Here is a 19,387-nt window from a genome sequence, read left to right as displayed (position 1 = left end):
GAATAAAGAGTAAAAAGAAAAAAATTAGAAAAAACACCCATAATGTCCAACTTGTCATAAAATTTGTTTGAGTCGATGAAAAAGTAAGGGCGTAAAATCACCCCTTGATACCTTTTGAATAGCTTCTATTACTCTATTTGCCTGGAATGGTTTAACAATAAAATCTTTTGCACCAGCCTGTATAGCTTCAATAACCATCGCTTGTTGACCCATAGCACTACATACGATGATTTTAGCAGCTGGATCTTGCTTTTTTATTTCTTTTATAGCCTGTATTCCATCCATTACAGGCATAGTAATGTCCATTGTAACAACATCTGGTTTTAGCTCATTGTATTTTTGAATAGCATCTTGACCATTGGCAGCTTCACCAACTACTTCCATCCCCGCTTTTGTAATAATATCTTTTAATAACATTCTCATAAAAGCAGCATCATCAACTATCAAAACTTTTAACGCCATTAAAAGCACCTCCACTTAAATATTATATTTATTATATTTCTATAGATTCAAATAATTTTTCGAGGTTTAAATACACAATAAGTCTATTATTTATTTTTAAAACACCATTAACTTTTCCTATAAATTTGCCACTTTTGGCAGGTAATATATCCAACTCTTCATCATTAAATGAAATTACATTATTTACTTTATTTACTAATATTCCTAATTCCTCTTTTTCATGCTTCATAATAATTATACTATCAAAATCAAAATCCTCATCAATATCAAGATCCAATATTTTCGTTAAATCAAATACAGGAACGATTCTTCCACGTAAATTTACAATACCTTCTATGAAATCCCTGGAATTTGGAACTGGAGTAATATCTTCTTTTTCAATTACCATTTCAACATATTCAACGTCAATTCCAAATTCTTGGTTGGAAATTTCAAATGATAAAATTTCTTTTTGCATAGTATCACCTCATCATAATTCGTTTAAGTTTGTAATATCGAGAATTAAAGCAATTCTACCATCACCTAATATAGCACCGCCACTAAATTCTTTCACACTATTTAAATATTTACCAAGAGATTTTATAACAATATCATCTTGCCCTAAAAGATTATCAACAACAACACCATATTTTCTATTAGCAGTTTTTACAATAACAACTTTTTCCGTAAGTGAATCTTCAATTTTAGGCATATTAAATACGTCTCTTAATCTAATTAATGGTATTACTTCGCCTCTTAATACAAAAACTTCATTACCCTGAACAATTCTTATGTCTCCATCTGTAATTTTTTGTGTTGTATCAATATTAGCAATTGGAATAGCGTATACATAATTATCTATTGTTACCAATAAAACCTGGATAATAGATAAAGTTAAAGGCAATCTGATAATTATTTTTGTTCCAATATCTTTTTTAGAAGAAATAGTTACACTTCCATTTAAAGATTCGACAACGGTTTTGACAACGTCCATTCCAACACCACGACCAGATAAATCTGTAGCTTTATTTTTAGTAGAAAATCCGGGTAAAAATATGAAAGAAAAGATTTCTTCATCACTCATTGTTGAAACCATAGATGGATCGACTAACCCTTTTTCAATAGCTTTATTAGCAATAACCTCTCTATCTAATCCCTTTCCATCATCTTCAACGCTAATTACAACACCATCACCTTCGTGCCATGCTGATAATTTTATAGTACCAATTTTTGGTTTCCCTTTTTTTATTCTTTCGTCAACTGGTTCTATACCATGGTCAATCGAATTTCTTATTAAATGAATCAAAGGATCGCCAATTTCATCTACAACAGTCCTATCGAGTTCAGTATCTTCACCTTCAATAATCAAATTTACTTCTTTGTTTAATTTTTTGGCAGTATCTCTTACAACCCTTGGAAATCTATTAAAAACAAAAGCAATTGGAATCATTCTTATTTTCATAACAATGTTCTGAAGATCAAGGGTTATCCTGCTTAAATTTGCTAAACTTTCATCGACATCTTTTATCTCATATTTTCTTAATGTTTCTGTTATCCTACTTCTGGAAATAACTAATTCTGCCATTAAGTTCATTAACTGATCCAATTTTTCAATATCAACTCTTACAGATTGAAGTTGTATTTTCTTTTTTTGATTTGTTGAATTTTCAACAGTAACATTTGATTTTTGTTGTGTTATAGTATTTTCTGAATTCTCTTTCTTTTCTTGCTTTTCAAAATCAGATGTTTCAAATTCGTTTACTGCAACACTTTCCACTTCCGAAATACCCAATATATTATCTCTTAATTCATCAGCAGAAACATTGATAATTACACCAAGTTCTATTTCTAAATCGAATTTTTCATCCTCAATGTCCTGAGAAGAAGGATTTGTATAAACTACTTCTCCACCCAAATCATCAATTTTATGTAATACCATAAAAGCTCTAGCAGCTTTCAACTGAACATTTTTATCAAACCTAACATTTATCAAGAAGAAGTTTAAATTTTTTCTTTTGCCGCATGGAAAAGATTTTTTAATGATTCTCTTGTAATATCATCAAGGTGTGAAAGTTTATCAGAATCATTAGTTGCTTCTTTTTCCTTTTTTTCAACCTGTTTTTCAGTATTTGATTCAGAATTGTTAATGTACTTTTCGAGGATAGAAATCAAATCATCCAATGATTTCAAATTCCCTTTTCCACCATTGGAAATATCTACAATACTTTCATTTAATGCATCGAGTGTTTTAAAAAGGAGATCTATTAAATCGGTATCAACTTTAGTTTCTCCTTTTCTAATTTTATCAAGAATATTTTCCATCTTATGAGATACTTTTGCTATCTTATCAAATCCCATAGTTCCAGCCATACCTTTAAAGGTATGCATAACCCTGAATATTTCGTTTACTTTTTCTAAACTTTCTGGATTGTTTTCAAGTTCTAAAAGTTCATCATTTAATCTCTGTAAATTTTCATTAGCTTCTTCAATAAATACATTTAAATAAACATCCATTTCTCCCATAAAAAAACCTCCTATAAAAACAGTTTTAATAATCTTATTAGCGAGTAATATGCAGCTTTTTCTCTAATTATGTTTCTGTTGCCGGAAAAAATCTTTTTTCTATTATTATTTTATCATAAAATTTGTTATAAAATCCAAAAAAACTGTACCTACAGGTTTGTCGGAGTTCCTCCCTCTGGACCAGCAATGCCGCTTACTGAAATTGAATAATCAGTTTCAAAAATATCAGCCGCATTTTTTGCCATCAATTCTACAGTTTCTGCACTAACAGCTCCAAAATTTTTCAAAATATTTTTATCAACGTTTAAAATCTTATTTTTTACTTCATCAGAATAGGTAACAATAGTACCTTTGTAAACCTTTGATGAACCAGGTATATCAGTTATAATTTTTCCTATTAACCCACCAGTGCATGATTCTGCTGTAGAAATCATTTTATTTTCAGATAATAATTTATTTAAAATAATTTTGGTTGGGTTATTTGGAATAATATATTGAGAAAGATTGTTATGAATAAAATCGATAGCCTCTTTTATCTTTTCTTTGCTATCTTTAAAAATTAAAGATGGCCCTATTGGTAACTCTAATTTCGTTGAATATCTAATATTTTTTAATTTCTTTTCCAATATAGACATTAATTGCGATTCAGTAATATTATAAAATTGAATTTTATAAATATTCCCTTTTTTTAAATTAAATTTAGAAGTAATATAGTCTAAAGATTTTTTAAAAATTGTGATAGCTTCATCTGGTGGTCCTGGTAATAAGATATAATGTTTATTATTTTTTACAATATATAATCCTGGAGCACTACCGATATCATTTTTTAAAATTAAACAATTTTTAAATACGAAGGCCTGTTTTTTTATTAAATCATTTGGAATTTTCCCAAATTTTTTATATCTTATATGTATGTTATCAAAAATTTTTTTATCAAATATTAGGGTTTCATTTAAAAATTCTGAAACGGCTTCTCTTGTTATATCATCAGTTGTGGAACCTAATCCACCAGTAATTATAATTAAATCATTATCTTTTGAAAGAAAATTTAGAGATGATATAATATTGTCCTTTTTATCATTAACATTAATATGAAAAGAAATGTCAAAACCTATTGAATATAATATGTTTGAAATTTTTTTTGCTGTAATATTTAAAATATCTCCCTCGACAATTTCATCGCCTGTGCTCAAAATAGCAGCTTTAATATTAATCACTCCCATAAATTTCTTACTTATATTTTACCACAAAAAAAGGAAAAGTGTAAATTTAATAAATTATTTAGAAATCAAAACGATAATGCTTTTTGATTTGACTTTGTAATAATTAGTAACTTTTTTGGAAAATCAAGAAAATCATTTGGAGAATTAAAATATGTATCAATTACACGAAACCAATTTTTATTGTGAAGTTTTGGTAATTCAAATTCCAAATCCTTTTCATAAAAATTTAAGGCAACATAAATATCATTATCTGGTGGAACATCTTGATTTACAAAATCTATTCCACTAATCATAAAAGCCAATGATTTTGAATTATATGAAAAATCGGGTTGATATAATTTTACACCATGCCACGTAATATCTGGAATACCGTCACCTGTATAATCTTTTCCAGTGAAAAAATGTTCTCTTCTCAAAGTGTGATGAGATTTTCTGAAATTTATTAAATGACTAACAAATCTAAAAATATCTTCATATTTTTCTTTTCTTTTCCAGTCAACCCAATTTTTGATAGTATCCTGGCAATATGCATTATTGTTTCCATATTGAGTTCTACAAAATTCGTCTCCCATATATATCATAGGGTACCCTGAGAAATCATAAGTATAGTGAAGAAATTTTTGATTTGTCTTTTTCTTATATTAAGTATATTTTCATCATCTGTTTCGCCTTCTATTCCATAATTAAAACTATAATTATCATTAGCACCATCATTATTATTTTCACCATTTTCTTCATTATGTTTTTCATTATAAGAAACCAGATCCACATTGTAAAACCATCATGAGAAGTTATAAAATTAACACTTGCAACAGGAGACTTGTTTCCATATAAGTCTTCACTTCCAGCAATTCTACAGGCAATTTCCCTACTAAACCATTATCACCTCTAATGAATTTTCTTACAGCATCTCTAAATTTTCCATTCCATTCAGCCCAACCTTCCGGAAATGAGCCTAAAAAATACCCGCCTGCTGCATCCCAACCTTCTGCTATTAATTTAGAACCTGAAATAATAGGATCTTCAGCTATATCTTTTAACAAAGAAAGGTCTCCTATCCAATTTCCATTTGTATCTCTTCCCAATATAGATGCCAGATCAAATCTGAAACCATCCACATGCATTTCTGTTACCCAATATCTCAAACTGTCAATAATAAGATTTTTAACTACTGTGTGATTACAATTAAAAGTATTTCCACAACCAGAGTAGTTTTCATAATATCTTTTATTTTTGCTTAAAATATAATAAATGGGATTATCAAGTCCTCTAAAAGATAATGTTGGTCCTAATTCATTACCTTCGCCGGTATGGTTATATACAACATCTAAAATAATTTCAAATCCTTCTTTATGAAGTGTTTTTACAAAATCCTTAAATAAAAAGACCTGTTCTCCTATTTTTAAACCATCTGAATAATTTCCAGTTACAGCAAAAAAACTTAAAGGATTGTATCCCCATACATCTTTCAATCTTTCTCCAGTAATAGGGTTTGTTCTAATTATAGAATTAGGATTAAATTCAAAAATAGGCATTAACTCTATAGCGTTAACTCCCAGACTTTTTAAATAATCCAATTTTTCAACAATACCTTTAAATGTGCCTTTAGATATGACTTTTGAATTAGGATTCATAGTATATAATCTTATGTTCATTTCATATATTATTAAATCTTTTAAGGGAATTCTGGGATGAACATCATTTTCCCAGTCATAGACAGAATCATCTATTACTATTGATTTTGTAGGACTTTTTGCAGAGTCTATAGTAGAAAAAGATAGATCAAGTTGCGAAGAATTTTTATCATAACCATAAACACTTTCCTCATCCCAATTATATGAGCCTGAAATGGCTTTGGCATACGGATCTGAGAGTAGCTTATATTTATTAAATCTATATCCATTTATAGGATCATATATTCCATCAACACGCCAGCCATAAAACTGCCCATGCTTTATACCGCGAATATATATGTGCCATACATTTCCAGTTTTATTTTTTACAGGATCAAGGGGAAAATATGTGAAGGTTTATCATCATAGAAGTTTTGATATAATTCTAAAGATACATTTTTACCATTTTTTGTAAATAGTGCAAAATTAACCCGCCAGAATCAACCGTGGCTCCTAATTTTGGATATCCTCTTTCTGCTTTTAAATGAACGCTTTCATCGGGATTATTATAATAAAAATAATTTTCCATTTAATCATCCTTTTCTTGTTTGCTTAAGGCTTTTTTTAAAGCCTTTTTTACTTCAAAATCCTCATTTTTTAATTCATTTATTAAATCACCAATTTTCCAATTAACATTTGTTTTTGTAGTGGTAGCAAAGATAATTCTTGGTAATCCATCAACATTTTTGATAGCTTTCATTATTTTATTTATTTCTTCACTATTAAATCCATTTAAAATAATTACAGGTGTGTCTTTTACTTCATCAAACATACTTTAACCTCCAATGTGAAATTTCATCTATATTATTTATTATACCACAATCTAAAAAATATAAACAAATTGTGATTAGAATATTTAATTTTTTTATTAGTTCTCTTGACAAAATTAAAAAAAAATAGTATAATATTTTTGGAACCATTACAAAATTAAACAAAATAAAATTAAATGGAGGGATATTTATGAAAAAATATGTATGTACAGTTTGTGGTTATATTTATGATCCTGAAGAGGGAGATCCGACAGCAGGTATTCCTGCAGGAACATCATTCGATGATTTACCAGAAGATTGGGTATGTCCAATGTGTGGTGTTGGAAAAGATATGTTTGAAGTTCAAGAATAAAAATAACCCTGCCAAAGCAGGGTTATTTTATTGCGTTTTTTAAATATTGACCAGTATATGTATTTGCATTAATAATATCTTCTACGCTACCCTGAGCAATAATAAATCCTCCATTTTCCCGCCTTCGGGCCAAGATCTATTATATAGTCTGCATTTTTTACAACATCTAAATTATGTTCAATAATAATAACTGTATTACCTTTCTCTACCAATTTATGTAAAACTTCAATTAGCTTTTTTACATCTTCAAAATGTAAGCCTGTTGTTGGTTCGTCGAGAAAATACACAGTTTTTCCAGTAGATCTTTTTCTAAGTTCAGAGGTTAGTTTTATTCTTTGAGCTTCCCACCGGATAAAGTAGTTGCAGGTTGCCCGAGTTTGATGTATCCTACACCAACATCACTTAATAATTTAAGAATATTATTAATTCGTGGAATGTTTTGAAAAAATTCTAAAGCTTCCTCTACGGACATATCAAGAATATCAGCAATAGATTTTCCTCTGTATTTTACACTTAATGTTTCTTTGTTATATCTTTTACCTTTACAAACATCACAGGTAACATATACGTCGGGTAAAAATTGCATTTCAATTTTTAGATAACCATTTCCATTACATGCTTCACAACGTCCTCCCTTAACATTAAAGCTAAATCTTCCTTTTTTAAAACCTTTCATTCTGGCTTCTTTAGTAGCTGCAAATAAGTCTCTTATTAAATCGAAAACTCCAGTATAAGTTGCTGGATTACTACGCGGTGTTCTACCAATTGGAGATTGGTCTATTGCTATAACATTATCTATATTTTCCAGCCCTTCAATTTTTTTGTAGTAACCTGGTTTTACTTTTGCACCACGTAATTCCTTTATTAATGCTGGATATAATGTGTCCATTATTAATGAAGATTTTCCAGAGCCTGAAACGCCAGTAACAACAATGAACTTTCCGAGTGGGAATTCCACATCAATATTTTTCAAGTTATTATGTGAAGCACCATATAATTTTAAAGATGCATTTTTTTCTACTCTTTTTGTTTTGTATTTAATTATTTCAATTTTTTTCTTTCCTGTTATATATTGACCAGTTAAAGAATCCTTTGGATTTTTTAATAAATTTCTAATCCAACCGCTGTATACAACTTTACCGCCATTGATACCTGCACCTGGTCCCAGATCTACTATGTAATCAGAAGATTTTATGACCTCTTCATCATGTTCTACAATCAATACGGTGTTTCCAAGAGCTTTTAATTTTTTTAATGTGTTTATTAATCTTTCATTATCTCGTGGATGTAATCCAATGGTTGGTTCATCTAAAACATATGTGACACCTGTTAATCCAGAACCTATTTGAGTGGCTAATCTTACTCTTTGGGACTCTCCGCCAGAAAGTGTGTTAGCACTTCTGGAGAGTGAAATATAACCAAGACCAACATCCGTAAGGAACCCAGACGTTTTTTTATTTCATTTAATAATTCGCCAACGATTTTATGTTCAAAATCAGTTAATTCAATATTTTCAAAGAATACTTTTGCTTTTTCTATAGGCATATCAGAGATTTCCTGTATATTTTTGCCATTTATCCGTACACTCAAAGGTTCTATTTTCAATCTTTTACCGCCACAAGTCTGACATGTTTTCATTGTCATAAATTCATTTTGATAATAATTTCTCATTTCATCTGAGTCAGTAGATTTATATCTCCTCTCGTACATATTATATAATCCTTCAAATTGTTTTTTAAATGTATATACTCCATTTGGAGTAACATATTCAAAAGAAATCTTATCTTTAGAACCGTATAATAAGGCGTTTTGTGTTTCGGGTTTTAAATCACGTATTTTTTTATTTGGATCATCCTTATAATGCAAAATAACACGTTCTAATGTTTTTATTAAGTAACTATCTTTTCCACTTTTTGTTGCTCCATTATATATAGTTTTATCAGGGTCTAAAATATAAGTAGGTTCAAACTCGAATTTAAATCCAAGTCCATGGCAATCTGGACAGGCTCCATAAGGACTATTAAAGGAAAATAATTTTGGAGTTATTTCTGGAAAACTGAATCCACAATTTGGACAAACTAATTTTTCACTATATGTTTTTGATTTAATTGTTTTCTCATTGATATCTAATTCTCTTATTTCAACAAAACCATCAGACTCTTTTAAAGATAATTCAATTGCTTCATATAATCTTTCAAAATTTTCTTTTTTTAGTTTAAGTCTATCGATTAATAAATTTATAGTGTGCCTATAACTTTTTTTTAATAAAGATATATCTTCTAAATCATATATTTCCCCATCTATTTCAACACGTTTATATCCATTTTTTTTCATTTGTTCTATTTCTTTTTTAAACTCACCTTTTTTTCCTTGACAATTGGTGCAAATACATATATTCTTGAATTGTCATCAAATTCATTGTATACTTTATCAATTATTTCATCAATAGAGGATTTTTCCACTGGAATATTACATTTTGGGCAGTAAGGTTTACCCATTCTCGCAAACAAAACCCTCATGTAATCGTATATTTCAGTAACAGTTCCCACAGTAGATCGAGGATTATGAGATACAGATTTTTGTTCAATAGCAATAGCTGGTGATAAGCCTTCTATATATTCAACATCTGGTTTTTTTAATTCGCCTAAGAACATTCTTGCGTAAGAAGATACTGATTCAAGATAACGTCTTTGACCTTCTGCATAAATGGTGTCCATTGCTAAAGTGGATTTTCCAGAACCAGACAAACCTGATATAACAACAAGTTTGTTTTTAGGTATTTTAACGTCAATATTTTTTAAGTTATGTTCTCTTGCGCCTTTTACATAAATATAATCCATAACAACACCTCTAACATCATATTCAGAGTATTTTTCTCGTGTTATTATAACATAAAAATATAGTAAAAACAGAAAAAGATATCAACCTACAGAAAAGTATTTAAATTTTTTAAAAAGTTATTTTTTGTAAATCCTATAGAGCGCTGGGAAATCTACTAAAAAATGTAATATAATAGAATTTAATAAACCATATTCGAAATAAATAAAAGAGAAAAATAGTCCAAAAGCAAATCTTAAAGGAAAAGTTATTAAAAAATATTTTCTATTTTCAATACCATTTAATAAGTTGAAAATATGAATTAATGCAAAGGCTAATGATGAAATAAGAGAAACATAAACAATATTATTTATAATGTTTAATAATAATTCATTTAAAATTCCTCTAAAAAAACTTCTTCAGTAATTGCGGCGGATAATGGAATAAGAAAAAGTCTTTTTTTATTGATATGAATATAAAATCCAGAATTTTTTACCCATTTTTCAGGCAAAAAAAACAATATAATACCATATAAGATAAAGATAAAATATAATATATATGGTATTTTTTCTAAAAAATGTAATTTAAATACGGGTATTATTGAGCTGAATATAATTATTTTCAGTAATAAAGATTTCTCAAAAATAACTTTTTTTCTATTATATATATAACAAAAAAAGAATTATAATTGATATTATTAATGTAAAAAAACTCATTTTAATCCCTTTAATTCTTTTAATTTATCAACGAAAGCTTTAAATATTGGATGAGGTTTTCCAACTTTACTCTTTAATTCTGGATGATATTGTACCCAATAAAAAATGGATGATTTTTTAATTCTACCGCTTCAACAAAATCGGATTTTGCGGATATTATTAATTTATCTGAGGCGTCTTTTTCTTCTGGATATGCAAATAAACTTTCGAATTTTTCTAAATTCACTTCATATCTATGTCTATGCTTTCGAAAATTATTTCGGTTTTATATATATCATATAATTTTGAATTTCTTAAAACTTTTGTTTCTTGGGCACCTAAACGCATTGTTCCACCCAATTTCAATATTTCTTTTTGTTCTTCCATTATATCAATTACAGGATATGGCGTTTGAGGATCAAATTCCGAAGAATTTGCATTTTCAAGTTTTCCAATATGTCTTGCAAATTCTATAACCATAATCTGCATACCAAGACATATACCGAAAATAGGAATATTATTTTCTCTTGCAATTTTGACTGATTTTATTTTTCCTTCTATTCCTCTTTTTCCAAACCACCAGGAATAATTATTCCATCATATTTTGATAATAATTCTTTTGCGTCATCTTCTGATAATTCTTCTATTATTTGTGAATCAATTAATTCTGGTTTTTCAGCACCACTTAGAAAGATACTCTCAATAATACTTTTATAAGCATCATCAGTTCCAAGATATTTTCCAATCATAGCAATTTTGACTGGCGAAAAGATTTTTGGATAATTCCAGTTTAATTTGTTTTGTATATTTAAGTTTAAATTTTCTGCAATTATATTTTGTATTCCGAGATTAAATAATTTTTCTGGGACTTCATAAACATTATCTGCATCAGGTAAATTAATGACATATTTTCTATTTATACCTGCAAATAATGCAATTTTATCAAGACTTCCAGAATCAATAGCTTTTTCAGTTCTAATAATTAGCATATTTGGGTGGATACCAATTTTTCTAAGCAACTGAACAGATTGTTGTGTAGGTTTTGTTTTAAATTCATTGGTTACATTTAAATATGGAACAAATGTAACGTGTATAAAGAAAAAGTTTTTGATGCCTTCTTCTAATGAAAGTTCTCTTACAGCTTCCAAAAATATTTCACCTTCAATATCCCCAACAGTTCCGCCGATTTCTATCATTAATAAATCGGTATCTATACTTTTTATTCTATTTTTAATTTCTTCGGTAACATGAGGTACCATTTGTACAGTAGCACCTAGATATTTACCTTCTCTTTCTTTTTCTATAATACTCTTAAATATTTGGCCAGCTGTAATATTGTTAAATCTTTTCATGTCAATACCCAAAAATCTTTCATAATGGCCAAGATCAAGGTCAGCTTCATAACCATCGTCAGTAACAAAAACTTCTCCATGTTGATTTGGATTCATTGTGCCAGCATCAACGTTCAAATAGGGGTCTATTTTTAAAGAATTAACTTTTATGCCACAATCTTTAAGTATTCTTCCAATAGAAGCAGAAACGATACCCTTACCAATTCCACTTAATACACCACCTGTTACAACAATATATTTTTTTGCCATACATTATCCTCCTTTTCTATTTTAAATATTATTTTATTCATTATAACAAATAAAATAAGGGAAGCGAAAGCTTCCCTTATAAAGGTCATTATTCTTCTTCTATATTTAATTTTTCAGCCAACGAATTTATAACATCTTCAACAGTTTTGATGTTTTCTAACTCTTCATCTTCTATAGTTACACCAAGTTCGGATTCAAAAGCCATTGTTAAATCAACGAGTTCTAAAGAATCAGCATCTAAATCGTCTGTAAATGATGCATCGAGAGTAACATCTTCTTCTTCAACGTTTAATGTTTCTACAATAATTTCTTTTACTTTTTCAAAAAGTTCGTCTCTTGTCATATTAATACCTCCCTATTAGATTTCACAAGACAGCCATTACATTAGATAATAAAATCGGTATTATTATATTAATATTTTAGCAAGTTGTCAAGTAAAAGTTTTGTGTACTTTTTGTAAAAATTAGAATAGTTTTTTGATTTTTTCTACATCCTCTTTCGTTAATAGCTTTTTTTGAAGCATTTCATCTATCTTTTTTAATCTGGTAACAGTATCTAATTTTGATAATTCTGAATATACATAACTTAAAAATTCTTCTTTTGTATTAAATTTATCAGGAGCAGGTAACTCAAAAAAAGTTTCTTTTTTTTGCATTTTTTCGTATTTTTCTTTTGTAGTAGCTTCCTCAATATTTTTATAGGTTTTATCGGCAATATATAAAGAATTGGTTTCTTTTATCAAGGAAATAAGTAAAAACCATTCATATAAGTTAAAGGTTATTATTCTAAGAAACATAACAAAGTTAGAATCACGATATTTTAAAATTGGTTTATCAATTAAATTTTTTTGAATTTCAATGTTTTGAACATAAAATTGATCTTTTATTATTTTGTTTATTAAACGTGTATAAGTAAACCAGATGAAAAATAGAAACAAGAAAAATAAAAACGAATCAAATTTTGGTAAAGCATACTCTAAATTTTGTAATTCTTCAATAGAAGATATCTGGCTATATACCTTTTCCAATTGATTTGAGATTTTTATAAAAATTAGTGAAAAACCCGTAAAAGAAATAAGATATCCAAAAAGCATTTTTAAAGAATTTTCTTCTTTAAACTTACTCAAGGGAGATAGATCAATATCCTTTAATTTAAATAATGCTTTTAATCTTTTTATATGTTCATCTCTGTTTTTTAATAAAATATGGTATATAAACATAGTGATTGCAAAGCTTAATGGCCATAAATAAGGTATGATATACATAATCATTCCTATAATCACAATAAAAGGATTTAAAAAAACCATTTAATCACTCCAATAAAGATTTTTCTTTTAAAATTTGAGGTACCCAGAATTTTTCAACTTCAAACTGTTCACCAGTAGTCATATTTTTAATAGTTACAGTATCTGTTTTTAATTCATTCTCACCAATTATTGCGACAAAATGAGCATTAACTTTATTTGCATGTTTCATTTGATTTCTAATGCTTCTTTCTGATAGGTTTAAAAATACTTTTAATCCTTCATTTTTTAACATTTTGGACAGTTTTAATGCTTCTATATCGGTATTTTCTCCAGCATAGGCAATATATACATCAATTTTTTCTGGGTTATCAATTTCTACATTTTCCTTTTTTAATGCAAGAATAATCCTTTCTATACCCATTCCAAAGCCTATAGCAGGAGTTTCTTTTCCACCAATTTCTTCTACTAAAGAATTGTATCTTCCACCACCCAATATGACAGATTGTGCTCCTAAATCCGTATGTTCAATTTCAAAAGCTGTTTTTGAATAATAATCCAATCCTCGAACAATCCTTGAATCAATTTCATACTTTATTTCCAATGAATCAAGATAATTAATAACTTTATTAAAATGTGTTTTACAATCATCACATAAATGGTCAAGAATAATAGGAGCTTCTTTAGCGTATTCCTTATCAATTTTACAATCGAGTAACCTCATAATATTTGTTTCATATCGTTTTTGACAGTCGTGACACATATTTGGAAGTAGGGGTTTATAATATTTTTTTAATGCTTCTCTGTATTTAGGGCGGCATTTTTCACACCCTATACTATTAATCTTTATTTTATAATTTTTTAGTCCAAAAGATTTTAATAATTCATCTGCCAGAATAATGGTTTCTGCGTCGGAAATGGGGGTATCTGTTCCAAAAATTTCGATACCAACTTGATGGAACTGTCTTAATCTACCAGCTTGAGGCTTTTCATATCTAAACATTGGACCAATATAATAGAGTTTTATAGGAGATCCTAGATTAATCATAGAATTTTCCACATAAGCTCTCACAACTGAAGCAGTTCCTTCGGGTCTTAATGTAACAGAGCGCCCTCCTTTATCTTCAAAAGTATACATTTCTTTTTGAACAATATCAGTATTCTCACCAACGCTTCTTTTAAACAATTCAGTTGGTTCTATTATTGGAGTTTTTATTTCTTTAAAGCCATATTTTAAAAATGTTTCTCTAGATTTTTTTTCAATAAAATACCAGTATTTTGATTCTTCACCAAAAATATCTTGTGTTCCTTTAAATTTCTTATACTGACCCATATATTACCCTTTAAAAGGGTTCACCTCCTCTAAAGTTTGAAATTTTTATTTGTATAATATCTTTTATATCTCTAAATATTTTTATGACAGCAAAGAATATTACAAAAAATTCAAGTCTTCCCAGATACATTCCCAATGTTTCAATCCAGATTACACCTAAAGGAGAATTAGGTGTTGTTATTCCCACTGATAAACCAACTGCAGATAGTGCAGAAGCGTATTCAAACATAGAATCTTCCATCGAATATCCATAAGATAATAAAACTAAAACACCTATAGTATAGATTAAAAAATACATGAATACAACAGCAATTACATCTTTTAATGTATCATAAGATATTTTCTTTTTTGAAATGCCTTTATATACTTCAATATGAAAAATACTTCCTTCTGGTTTAAAATAATTTTTTATTTGATGGATAATGATTTTCCATATAACAAAGACTCTAAAAAGTTTCAAACCACCTGATGTTGAATCCATCATACCGCCCAATATCATCAATATAGTCATAATTAAAAGACCAAAATTATTCCAGTTGTCAAAGGAAACAGTAGAAAAACCAGTTCCAGTTAAGGCAGAAATAGCCTGGAATGCAGAGTGCCTCAAACCACCCAAAAACCATATAAAGTTTTTGTTGTAAAAAATAATATTAAAGGAATTGATATTATTAATATAAAAAACATGGTTTTAGGTTCTGGATTTTTTTTAAATAAATCTCTTCTTTTTAAAGCTGCATAGTGTACTCCAAAGCCCGTACCACCTGCAATCATTAATGCCATAATAATAATTTCTGCATTAATATTATTAAATTCACCAACGCTATTTATTTTAGTAGAAAAACCACCTGTAGCTAAAGCAGTTAATGTATGATTAAAAGCATCGAATAATGATAAACCTGCAACGAATTTTAAAAGTAGAATTCCTATTAAAGCCATGAAAAATAGATTCCAAAAATAATTTTTGCTGAATCCCTTAAATTTGGAACAACATTGTCCGTTCTACCTTCAGCCTGATACAACCCCACACCTAATGCACCAGTTGCAATAACCATAATTAAAGCAAACCCGGCACCACCAAAATATTGCATTAAACTTCTCCATAATAAGAATATTTTTGGTATTTTTGTAACATCAACAAGCGTTAAACCAGTAGTTGTCCATCCGCTGGTTGATTCAAAAATTGCCTGATGAATATTTAAAATACCAGAAAATACAAATGGCAATGCGGAGAAAAAGATAGATAATGTCCATACTAAAAATATAATAACGATAGCATCTTGAATATTTATAGCATAATTTTTAACATTCCAGCTCAATAAAATAAAAAAAACACCGGTAAATATACTTATTAAGCCTGATTCCAAAAAACTATAAAACGAACTAAAATCTTTAAAAAAGATTGAGAAAGCTCCAAATATTATTAATCCAATGCCAAAAGCTACAAGCATTAATCCTGTATTTTTAAAAACTAATTTATAACGATATTTTAAATTAGAAAGATATTTTGGCATGTTTTCATCCTTTCAAAAGTTTGAGTTTCACCTGTGGAACTTTGTCTTTTAGTGAAAAAATAACCAATTTATCTCCGGGAAGTATTTCTGTATTTCCCTGAGGAACAAAAATTTCTTCTTTTCTTATTAACATGCTAACAATTGAATTTTCTGGCATTCGTAAATCTTTTAATTTCTTGTTTGCAGCATAATCCTGCTTTTTTATTCTAACTTCAATAATAGCTAATTTATCAGCGTATGGATTGAAAAAACTTAAATTTGTTTGATATTCTATAGAAGCCTCAATTAATTTTTCAATCCAATTTGTTATACTTACAGTTTCAATATGATTTTTTAAAAATAATTTTTCATTTTCTGGATAATTGACAAGAGAAATTACACGGATATCTTCATATAACTGTTTTACAAGCCATGAAACAACAAAATTTAACGCATCATCACTTGATAAAGAAATAACTCCACCTATCCTATTAGGAGCCATATCCAAACTTTCTAAAAAAGTTATTTCAGTGGGATCATGTAATATTCCTTCTAAATTAGAATAATATGCTTTTAAGGATAGTATTCTATTTATTGTTTTTTGATTGGACGAAATATAATACACATAATGTCCCTGATATAATAGATTTCGTACAATTGAATATGCAATGTTTTCTCCTTCTACAATATAAAATATTTTATTTTTCACTTTTTACACCTTCGTTTCCAACTAATTCGTCAACAGCATGTTCTATTGGGCAGAAAATATTTAAACCTGCCTTTTCAAAAAGACTTTTTTTATGCGGATCATTAACCCTTGCTATTATTTCAAGATCAGAATTTTTTGATTTATAAAATGTATTACAGGCATTAGCAAGCATAAAATTCAAATTATCATCAGGGGTTACAATATATATCAAATCTGCTTTTTCAGCTTTTACCTGTTCTAAAATGGCAATATCCGAACTATCTACGACCATGGAAAATCCTGTAAAATTATATTTTTTTAAACGTTCTAATGCTTCTGGTAATTTATCTACAACGATTACGTTATGGTCTTTTGAAAAACGTCGAGCTAATTCGGAACCAAGTCTTCCACAACCAATTATTATTATATATTTTATTTTATTTTTCATTTTTATGAGCCTCCAGAATTTTTGCAATAATACTTTGCAACTCTTTATCTTTAATAGTTCCTTCAGCAAGAGCCAATGCGGCGTTATAATGTTTTTTTAATAAAGTTAGATTCTTTAATTTTTTCCAGTACAAATAACCCAGTAAAAGATGTCCTTCATATCTATTGGGATTGTCAAATATTAATTTGCTTATTTTATCCTCTAAAATGAAAAATTCAAGATTATTATTTTCAGAAAACGTTTCTAATTCATTTTTTAATTTTCTATATCTACTTTCAAATGTCTCACCTTTAAATACAGATTCAGCAAGCATAATAGAAAATTCTTCAGGAACAATAGGTTTTTCTATCCAATCAGTTGCTCCAATTTTAAAAATGGTTCTAATGGAGTTTAAATTCATTTTATTACTTACAATATATAAAGGAGTTTTTGGTTGATATGTTTTTAGTACTTCCAGATACTCTGTTATATTTTCACCATGAAGCTCTATTTCACTCAATATTAGTGAAAATCTTTCTTTAAAATTCTCTTCATTGTTTAAAAAATCTTTTAATTCATGTGTTGTATAAAGAATTGTATTGATATGATCAATGTTTTGAAGATAATTATTAATCATTTTTTCATATAAAATTACTATTTCAGGCGAATCTTCAATAATCAATATTTTATGCATAAAAATCCTCCTAAAGGACAAATTCACTTAAATCTTTATTTTCTGCAAGGGTCCCAATTCTCTGTTTTACGTATTCTTTAGTTATCTGTATTTCTACCTCTGAGCCAAGTGGAGCTTCAAAAGATACTTCTTCAAGAACCTTTTCAACCACGGTATATAATCTTCTGGCACCAATATTTTCTATTTTTTCATTTAGATTAAATGCGATATTTGCAATTTCACTAATTCCTTCTTCTGTAAATACTAATTTCACACCATCTGTTTCTAATAAAGCTTTATATTGTTTTGTAACAGCATTTTCTGGTTCAACTAAAATCCTAACAAAGTCTTTTTCTGTTAAAGCATCTAATTCAACTCTAATTGGAAATCTTCCCTGCATTTCAGGGATCAAATCAGATGGTTTTGCTACATGAAAAGCGCCTGCTGCTATAAATAGCATGTAATCTGTTTTTATAGGTCCATGTTTTGTTACAACAGTAGTTCCCTCCACTATAGGCAATAGATCTCTTTGAACCCCTTCGCGAGAAACATCAGGACCTGAGCCTCCAGATTTAGCTGCTATTTTATCCATTTCATCAATAAATATTATTCCTCTATTTTGTGCTCTATCTATAGCTTCTTGAATCATTTTATCTTTATCAATCAACTTTTCTGCTTCCATAGGCAGTAGAACCTTTCTTGCATCTTTGATTTTCATTTTTCTTTTTACAGTTTTTTTAGGCATCATATTTGAAAACATTTCACCAATTTGTATTCCCATATCCTCAAATTCAGGTCCTAATCCAGCAAACATAGGTGCTGGAGATTCTTCAACTTCGATCTCTATTTCAATATTTTCTAATTCCTTGTTTTTTAATTTTTGCTTTAATTCAATTCTTCTCTGATAATCATTTGTGTTCTGAACAGGTTCTTCTTTTTTAGGTTGATTTTGACCAAACATATTTAATAGCTCCATAAAATTACCAGCAGATGGCTGTTTATTCTTTTTTACACCCATCAAAGCGTCAAGAATTCTTTCTTCAACCATTTCTTCAGCTTTTTCTTCAACATCTTTCATCATTTCGTTTCTTACCATATTTATAGATACATCTACAAGTTCCCTTATCATTGATTCAACATTTTTTCCAACATATCCCACTTCAGTAAACCTCGTAGCTTCAACTTTTATAAAAGGAGCGTTAGCAATTTGAGCTAATCTTCTTGCAATTTCTGTTTTACCAACGCCAGTAGGACCAATCATCAATATGTTTTTTGGCATTATTTCTTTTTTAATTTCTTCTGGTAATTTAAGTCTTCTATACCTATTTCTTAGTGCAACTGCGACTGCTTTTTTTGCTTCATTTTGACCTATAATATATTTATCTAATTCTTTCACAATTTCTTTGGGGGTCAATTCTGCCATTAATACCACCTCCGA

Annotated in this window: 20 protein-coding genes and 3 pseudogenes; 1 reads left to right on the top strand and 22 read right to left on the bottom strand. The window is 28.5% G+C overall.

Annotated features, from left to right (window positions below; translation table 11 throughout):
• Positions 1-54 precede the first annotated feature (54 nt).
• The 9 genes and pseudogenes from DJ007_RS02695 to DJ007_RS02670 all read right to left on the bottom strand — a co-directional run bounded on the left by DJ007_RS02695 (position 55) and on the right by DJ007_RS02670 (position 6,632).
• A complete protein-coding gene (locus DJ007_RS02695) occupies positions 55-462 on the bottom strand; it encodes a response regulator (protein ID WP_129408205.1) in 408 nt (135 codons plus the stop codon).
• Between the two features lie 31 nt (positions 463-493).
• Positions 494-919, bottom strand: a complete 426-nt coding sequence (locus DJ007_RS02690) for a chemotaxis protein CheW (protein WP_129408204.1) — start codon at positions 917-919, stop codon at positions 494-496.
• 12 nt (positions 920-931) lie between these two features.
• Positions 932-2,964 (bottom strand): annotated as a pseudogene (locus DJ007_RS02685) (chemotaxis protein CheA).
• Between the two features lie 149 nt (positions 2,965-3,113).
• Positions 3,114-4,187, bottom strand: coding sequence for a nicotinamide-nucleotide amidohydrolase family protein (locus tag DJ007_RS02680; protein WP_129408203.1), 1,074 nt, complete (start codon positions 4,185-4,187; stop codon positions 3,114-3,116).
• A 65-nt stretch (positions 4,188-4,252) separates the two neighbouring features.
• Positions 4,253-4,768 (bottom strand): hypothetical protein, encoded by a 516-nt coding sequence (locus DJ007_RS16940; protein ID WP_240739184.1) that lies wholly within the window; start codon positions 4,766-4,768, stop codon positions 4,253-4,255.
• Positions 4,765-4,956 carry a hypothetical protein gene (locus DJ007_RS16935; protein WP_240739183.1) on the bottom strand — a complete coding sequence of 64 codons (192 nt, stop codon included), beginning with the start codon at positions 4,954-4,956 and terminating at the stop codon, positions 4,765-4,767. Before DJ007_RS16935 ends, DJ007_RS16940 begins: the two co-directional genes overlap by 4 nt.
• A gap of 22 nt (positions 4,957-4,978) precedes the next feature.
• Complete coding sequence (locus DJ007_RS16930; protein ID WP_240739182.1) at positions 4,979-5,842, bottom strand: alpha-amylase family glycosyl hydrolase; 864 nt, start codon at positions 5,840-5,842, stop codon at positions 4,979-4,981.
• Positions 5,843-6,245: 403 nt separating this feature from the next.
• Entirely contained in the window at positions 6,246-6,389 is a 144-nt protein-coding gene (locus DJ007_RS16920) for a hypothetical protein (RefSeq protein WP_240739181.1), read from the bottom strand.
• Complete coding sequence (locus DJ007_RS02670; protein WP_129408202.1) at positions 6,390-6,632, bottom strand: DUF3783 domain-containing protein; 243 nt, start codon at positions 6,630-6,632, stop codon at positions 6,390-6,392.
• 188 nt (positions 6,633-6,820) lie between these two features.
• Between DJ007_RS02670 and rd the strand changes: the two genes are divergently transcribed.
• The gene (rd, locus tag DJ007_RS02665; RefSeq protein WP_072864772.1) at positions 6,821-6,982 is read left to right on the top strand and encodes a rubredoxin; all 162 of its coding nucleotides are present in this window, start codon (positions 6,821-6,823) and stop codon (positions 6,980-6,982) included.
• Positions 6,983-7,004: 22 nt separating this feature from the next.
• Here the strand turns inward: rd and uvrA are convergent.
• The 13 genes and pseudogenes from uvrA to hslU all read right to left on the bottom strand — a co-directional run bounded on the left by uvrA (position 7,005) and on the right by hslU (position 19,372).
• Positions 7,005-9,822, bottom strand: a pseudogene (uvrA, locus tag DJ007_RS19845) (excinuclease ABC subunit UvrA).
• 117 nt (positions 9,823-9,939) lie between these two features.
• Positions 9,940-10,200, bottom strand: coding sequence for a CPBP family glutamic-type intramembrane protease (locus DJ007_RS19840; protein WP_129408260.1), 261 nt, complete (start codon positions 10,198-10,200; stop codon positions 9,940-9,942).
• Between the two features lie 311 nt (positions 10,201-10,511).
• Positions 10,512-12,095, bottom strand: a pseudogene (pyrG, locus tag DJ007_RS02650) (CTP synthase).
• Positions 12,096-12,183: 88 nt separating this feature from the next.
• Positions 12,184-12,438 (bottom strand): acyl carrier protein, encoded by a 255-nt coding sequence (gene acpP, locus DJ007_RS02645; protein ID WP_129408201.1) that lies wholly within the window; start codon positions 12,436-12,438, stop codon positions 12,184-12,186.
• 120 nt (positions 12,439-12,558) lie between these two features.
• Positions 12,559-13,401: a hypothetical protein gene (locus DJ007_RS02640; RefSeq protein ID WP_129408200.1), complete on the bottom strand. Its 843-nt coding sequence runs from the start codon at positions 13,399-13,401 to the stop codon at positions 12,559-12,561.
• 4 nt (positions 13,402-13,405) lie between these two features.
• Positions 13,406-14,671 (bottom strand): histidine--tRNA ligase, encoded by a 1,266-nt coding sequence (gene hisS / locus DJ007_RS02635; RefSeq protein ID WP_129408199.1) that lies wholly within the window; start codon positions 14,669-14,671, stop codon positions 13,406-13,408.
• Positions 14,672-14,681: 10 nt separating this feature from the next.
• On the bottom strand, positions 14,682-15,278 hold the full coding sequence (locus DJ007_RS16895; RefSeq protein ID WP_240739176.1) for a potassium transporter TrkG: 597 nt from the start codon (positions 15,276-15,278) through the stop codon (positions 14,682-14,684).
• Positions 15,275-15,607 (bottom strand): potassium transporter TrkG, encoded by a 333-nt coding sequence (locus DJ007_RS16890; protein WP_240739175.1) that lies wholly within the window; start codon positions 15,605-15,607, stop codon positions 15,275-15,277. Before DJ007_RS16890 ends, DJ007_RS16895 begins: the two co-directional genes overlap by 4 nt.
• Positions 15,598-16,182, bottom strand: coding sequence for a hypothetical protein (locus DJ007_RS16885; RefSeq protein ID WP_240739174.1), 585 nt, complete (start codon positions 16,180-16,182; stop codon positions 15,598-15,600). The genes DJ007_RS16890 and DJ007_RS16885 overlap by 10 nt, the downstream gene beginning before the upstream one ends.
• 4 nt (positions 16,183-16,186) lie before the next feature.
• The gene (locus tag DJ007_RS02625; protein WP_129408198.1) at positions 16,187-16,870 is read right to left on the bottom strand and encodes a potassium channel family protein; all 684 of its coding nucleotides are present in this window, start codon (positions 16,868-16,870) and stop codon (positions 16,187-16,189) included.
• On the bottom strand, positions 16,860-17,297 hold the full coding sequence (locus tag DJ007_RS02620) for an NAD(P)-binding protein (protein ID WP_129408197.1): 438 nt from the start codon (positions 17,295-17,297) through the stop codon (positions 16,860-16,862). Before DJ007_RS02620 ends, DJ007_RS02625 begins: the two co-directional genes overlap by 11 nt.
• Positions 17,287-17,970, bottom strand: a complete 684-nt coding sequence (locus tag DJ007_RS02615; protein ID WP_129408196.1) for a response regulator — start codon at positions 17,968-17,970, stop codon at positions 17,287-17,289. The genes DJ007_RS02620 and DJ007_RS02615 overlap by 11 nt, the downstream gene beginning before the upstream one ends.
• A gap of 10 nt (positions 17,971-17,980) precedes the next feature.
• Positions 17,981-19,372 carry an ATP-dependent protease ATPase subunit HslU gene (gene hslU / locus DJ007_RS02610; RefSeq protein ID WP_129408195.1) on the bottom strand — a complete coding sequence of 464 codons (1,392 nt, stop codon included), beginning with the start codon at positions 19,370-19,372 and terminating at the stop codon, positions 17,981-17,983.
• Between the last annotated feature and the right edge of the window lie 15 nt (positions 19,373-19,387).

This window comes from Marinitoga lauensis (genome assembly GCF_004135675.1).
Lineage (GTDB): Bacteria > Thermotogota > Thermotogae > Petrotogales > Petrotogaceae > Marinitoga > Marinitoga lauensis.
This window is presented reverse-complemented; position numbering and strand designations above follow the sequence as displayed.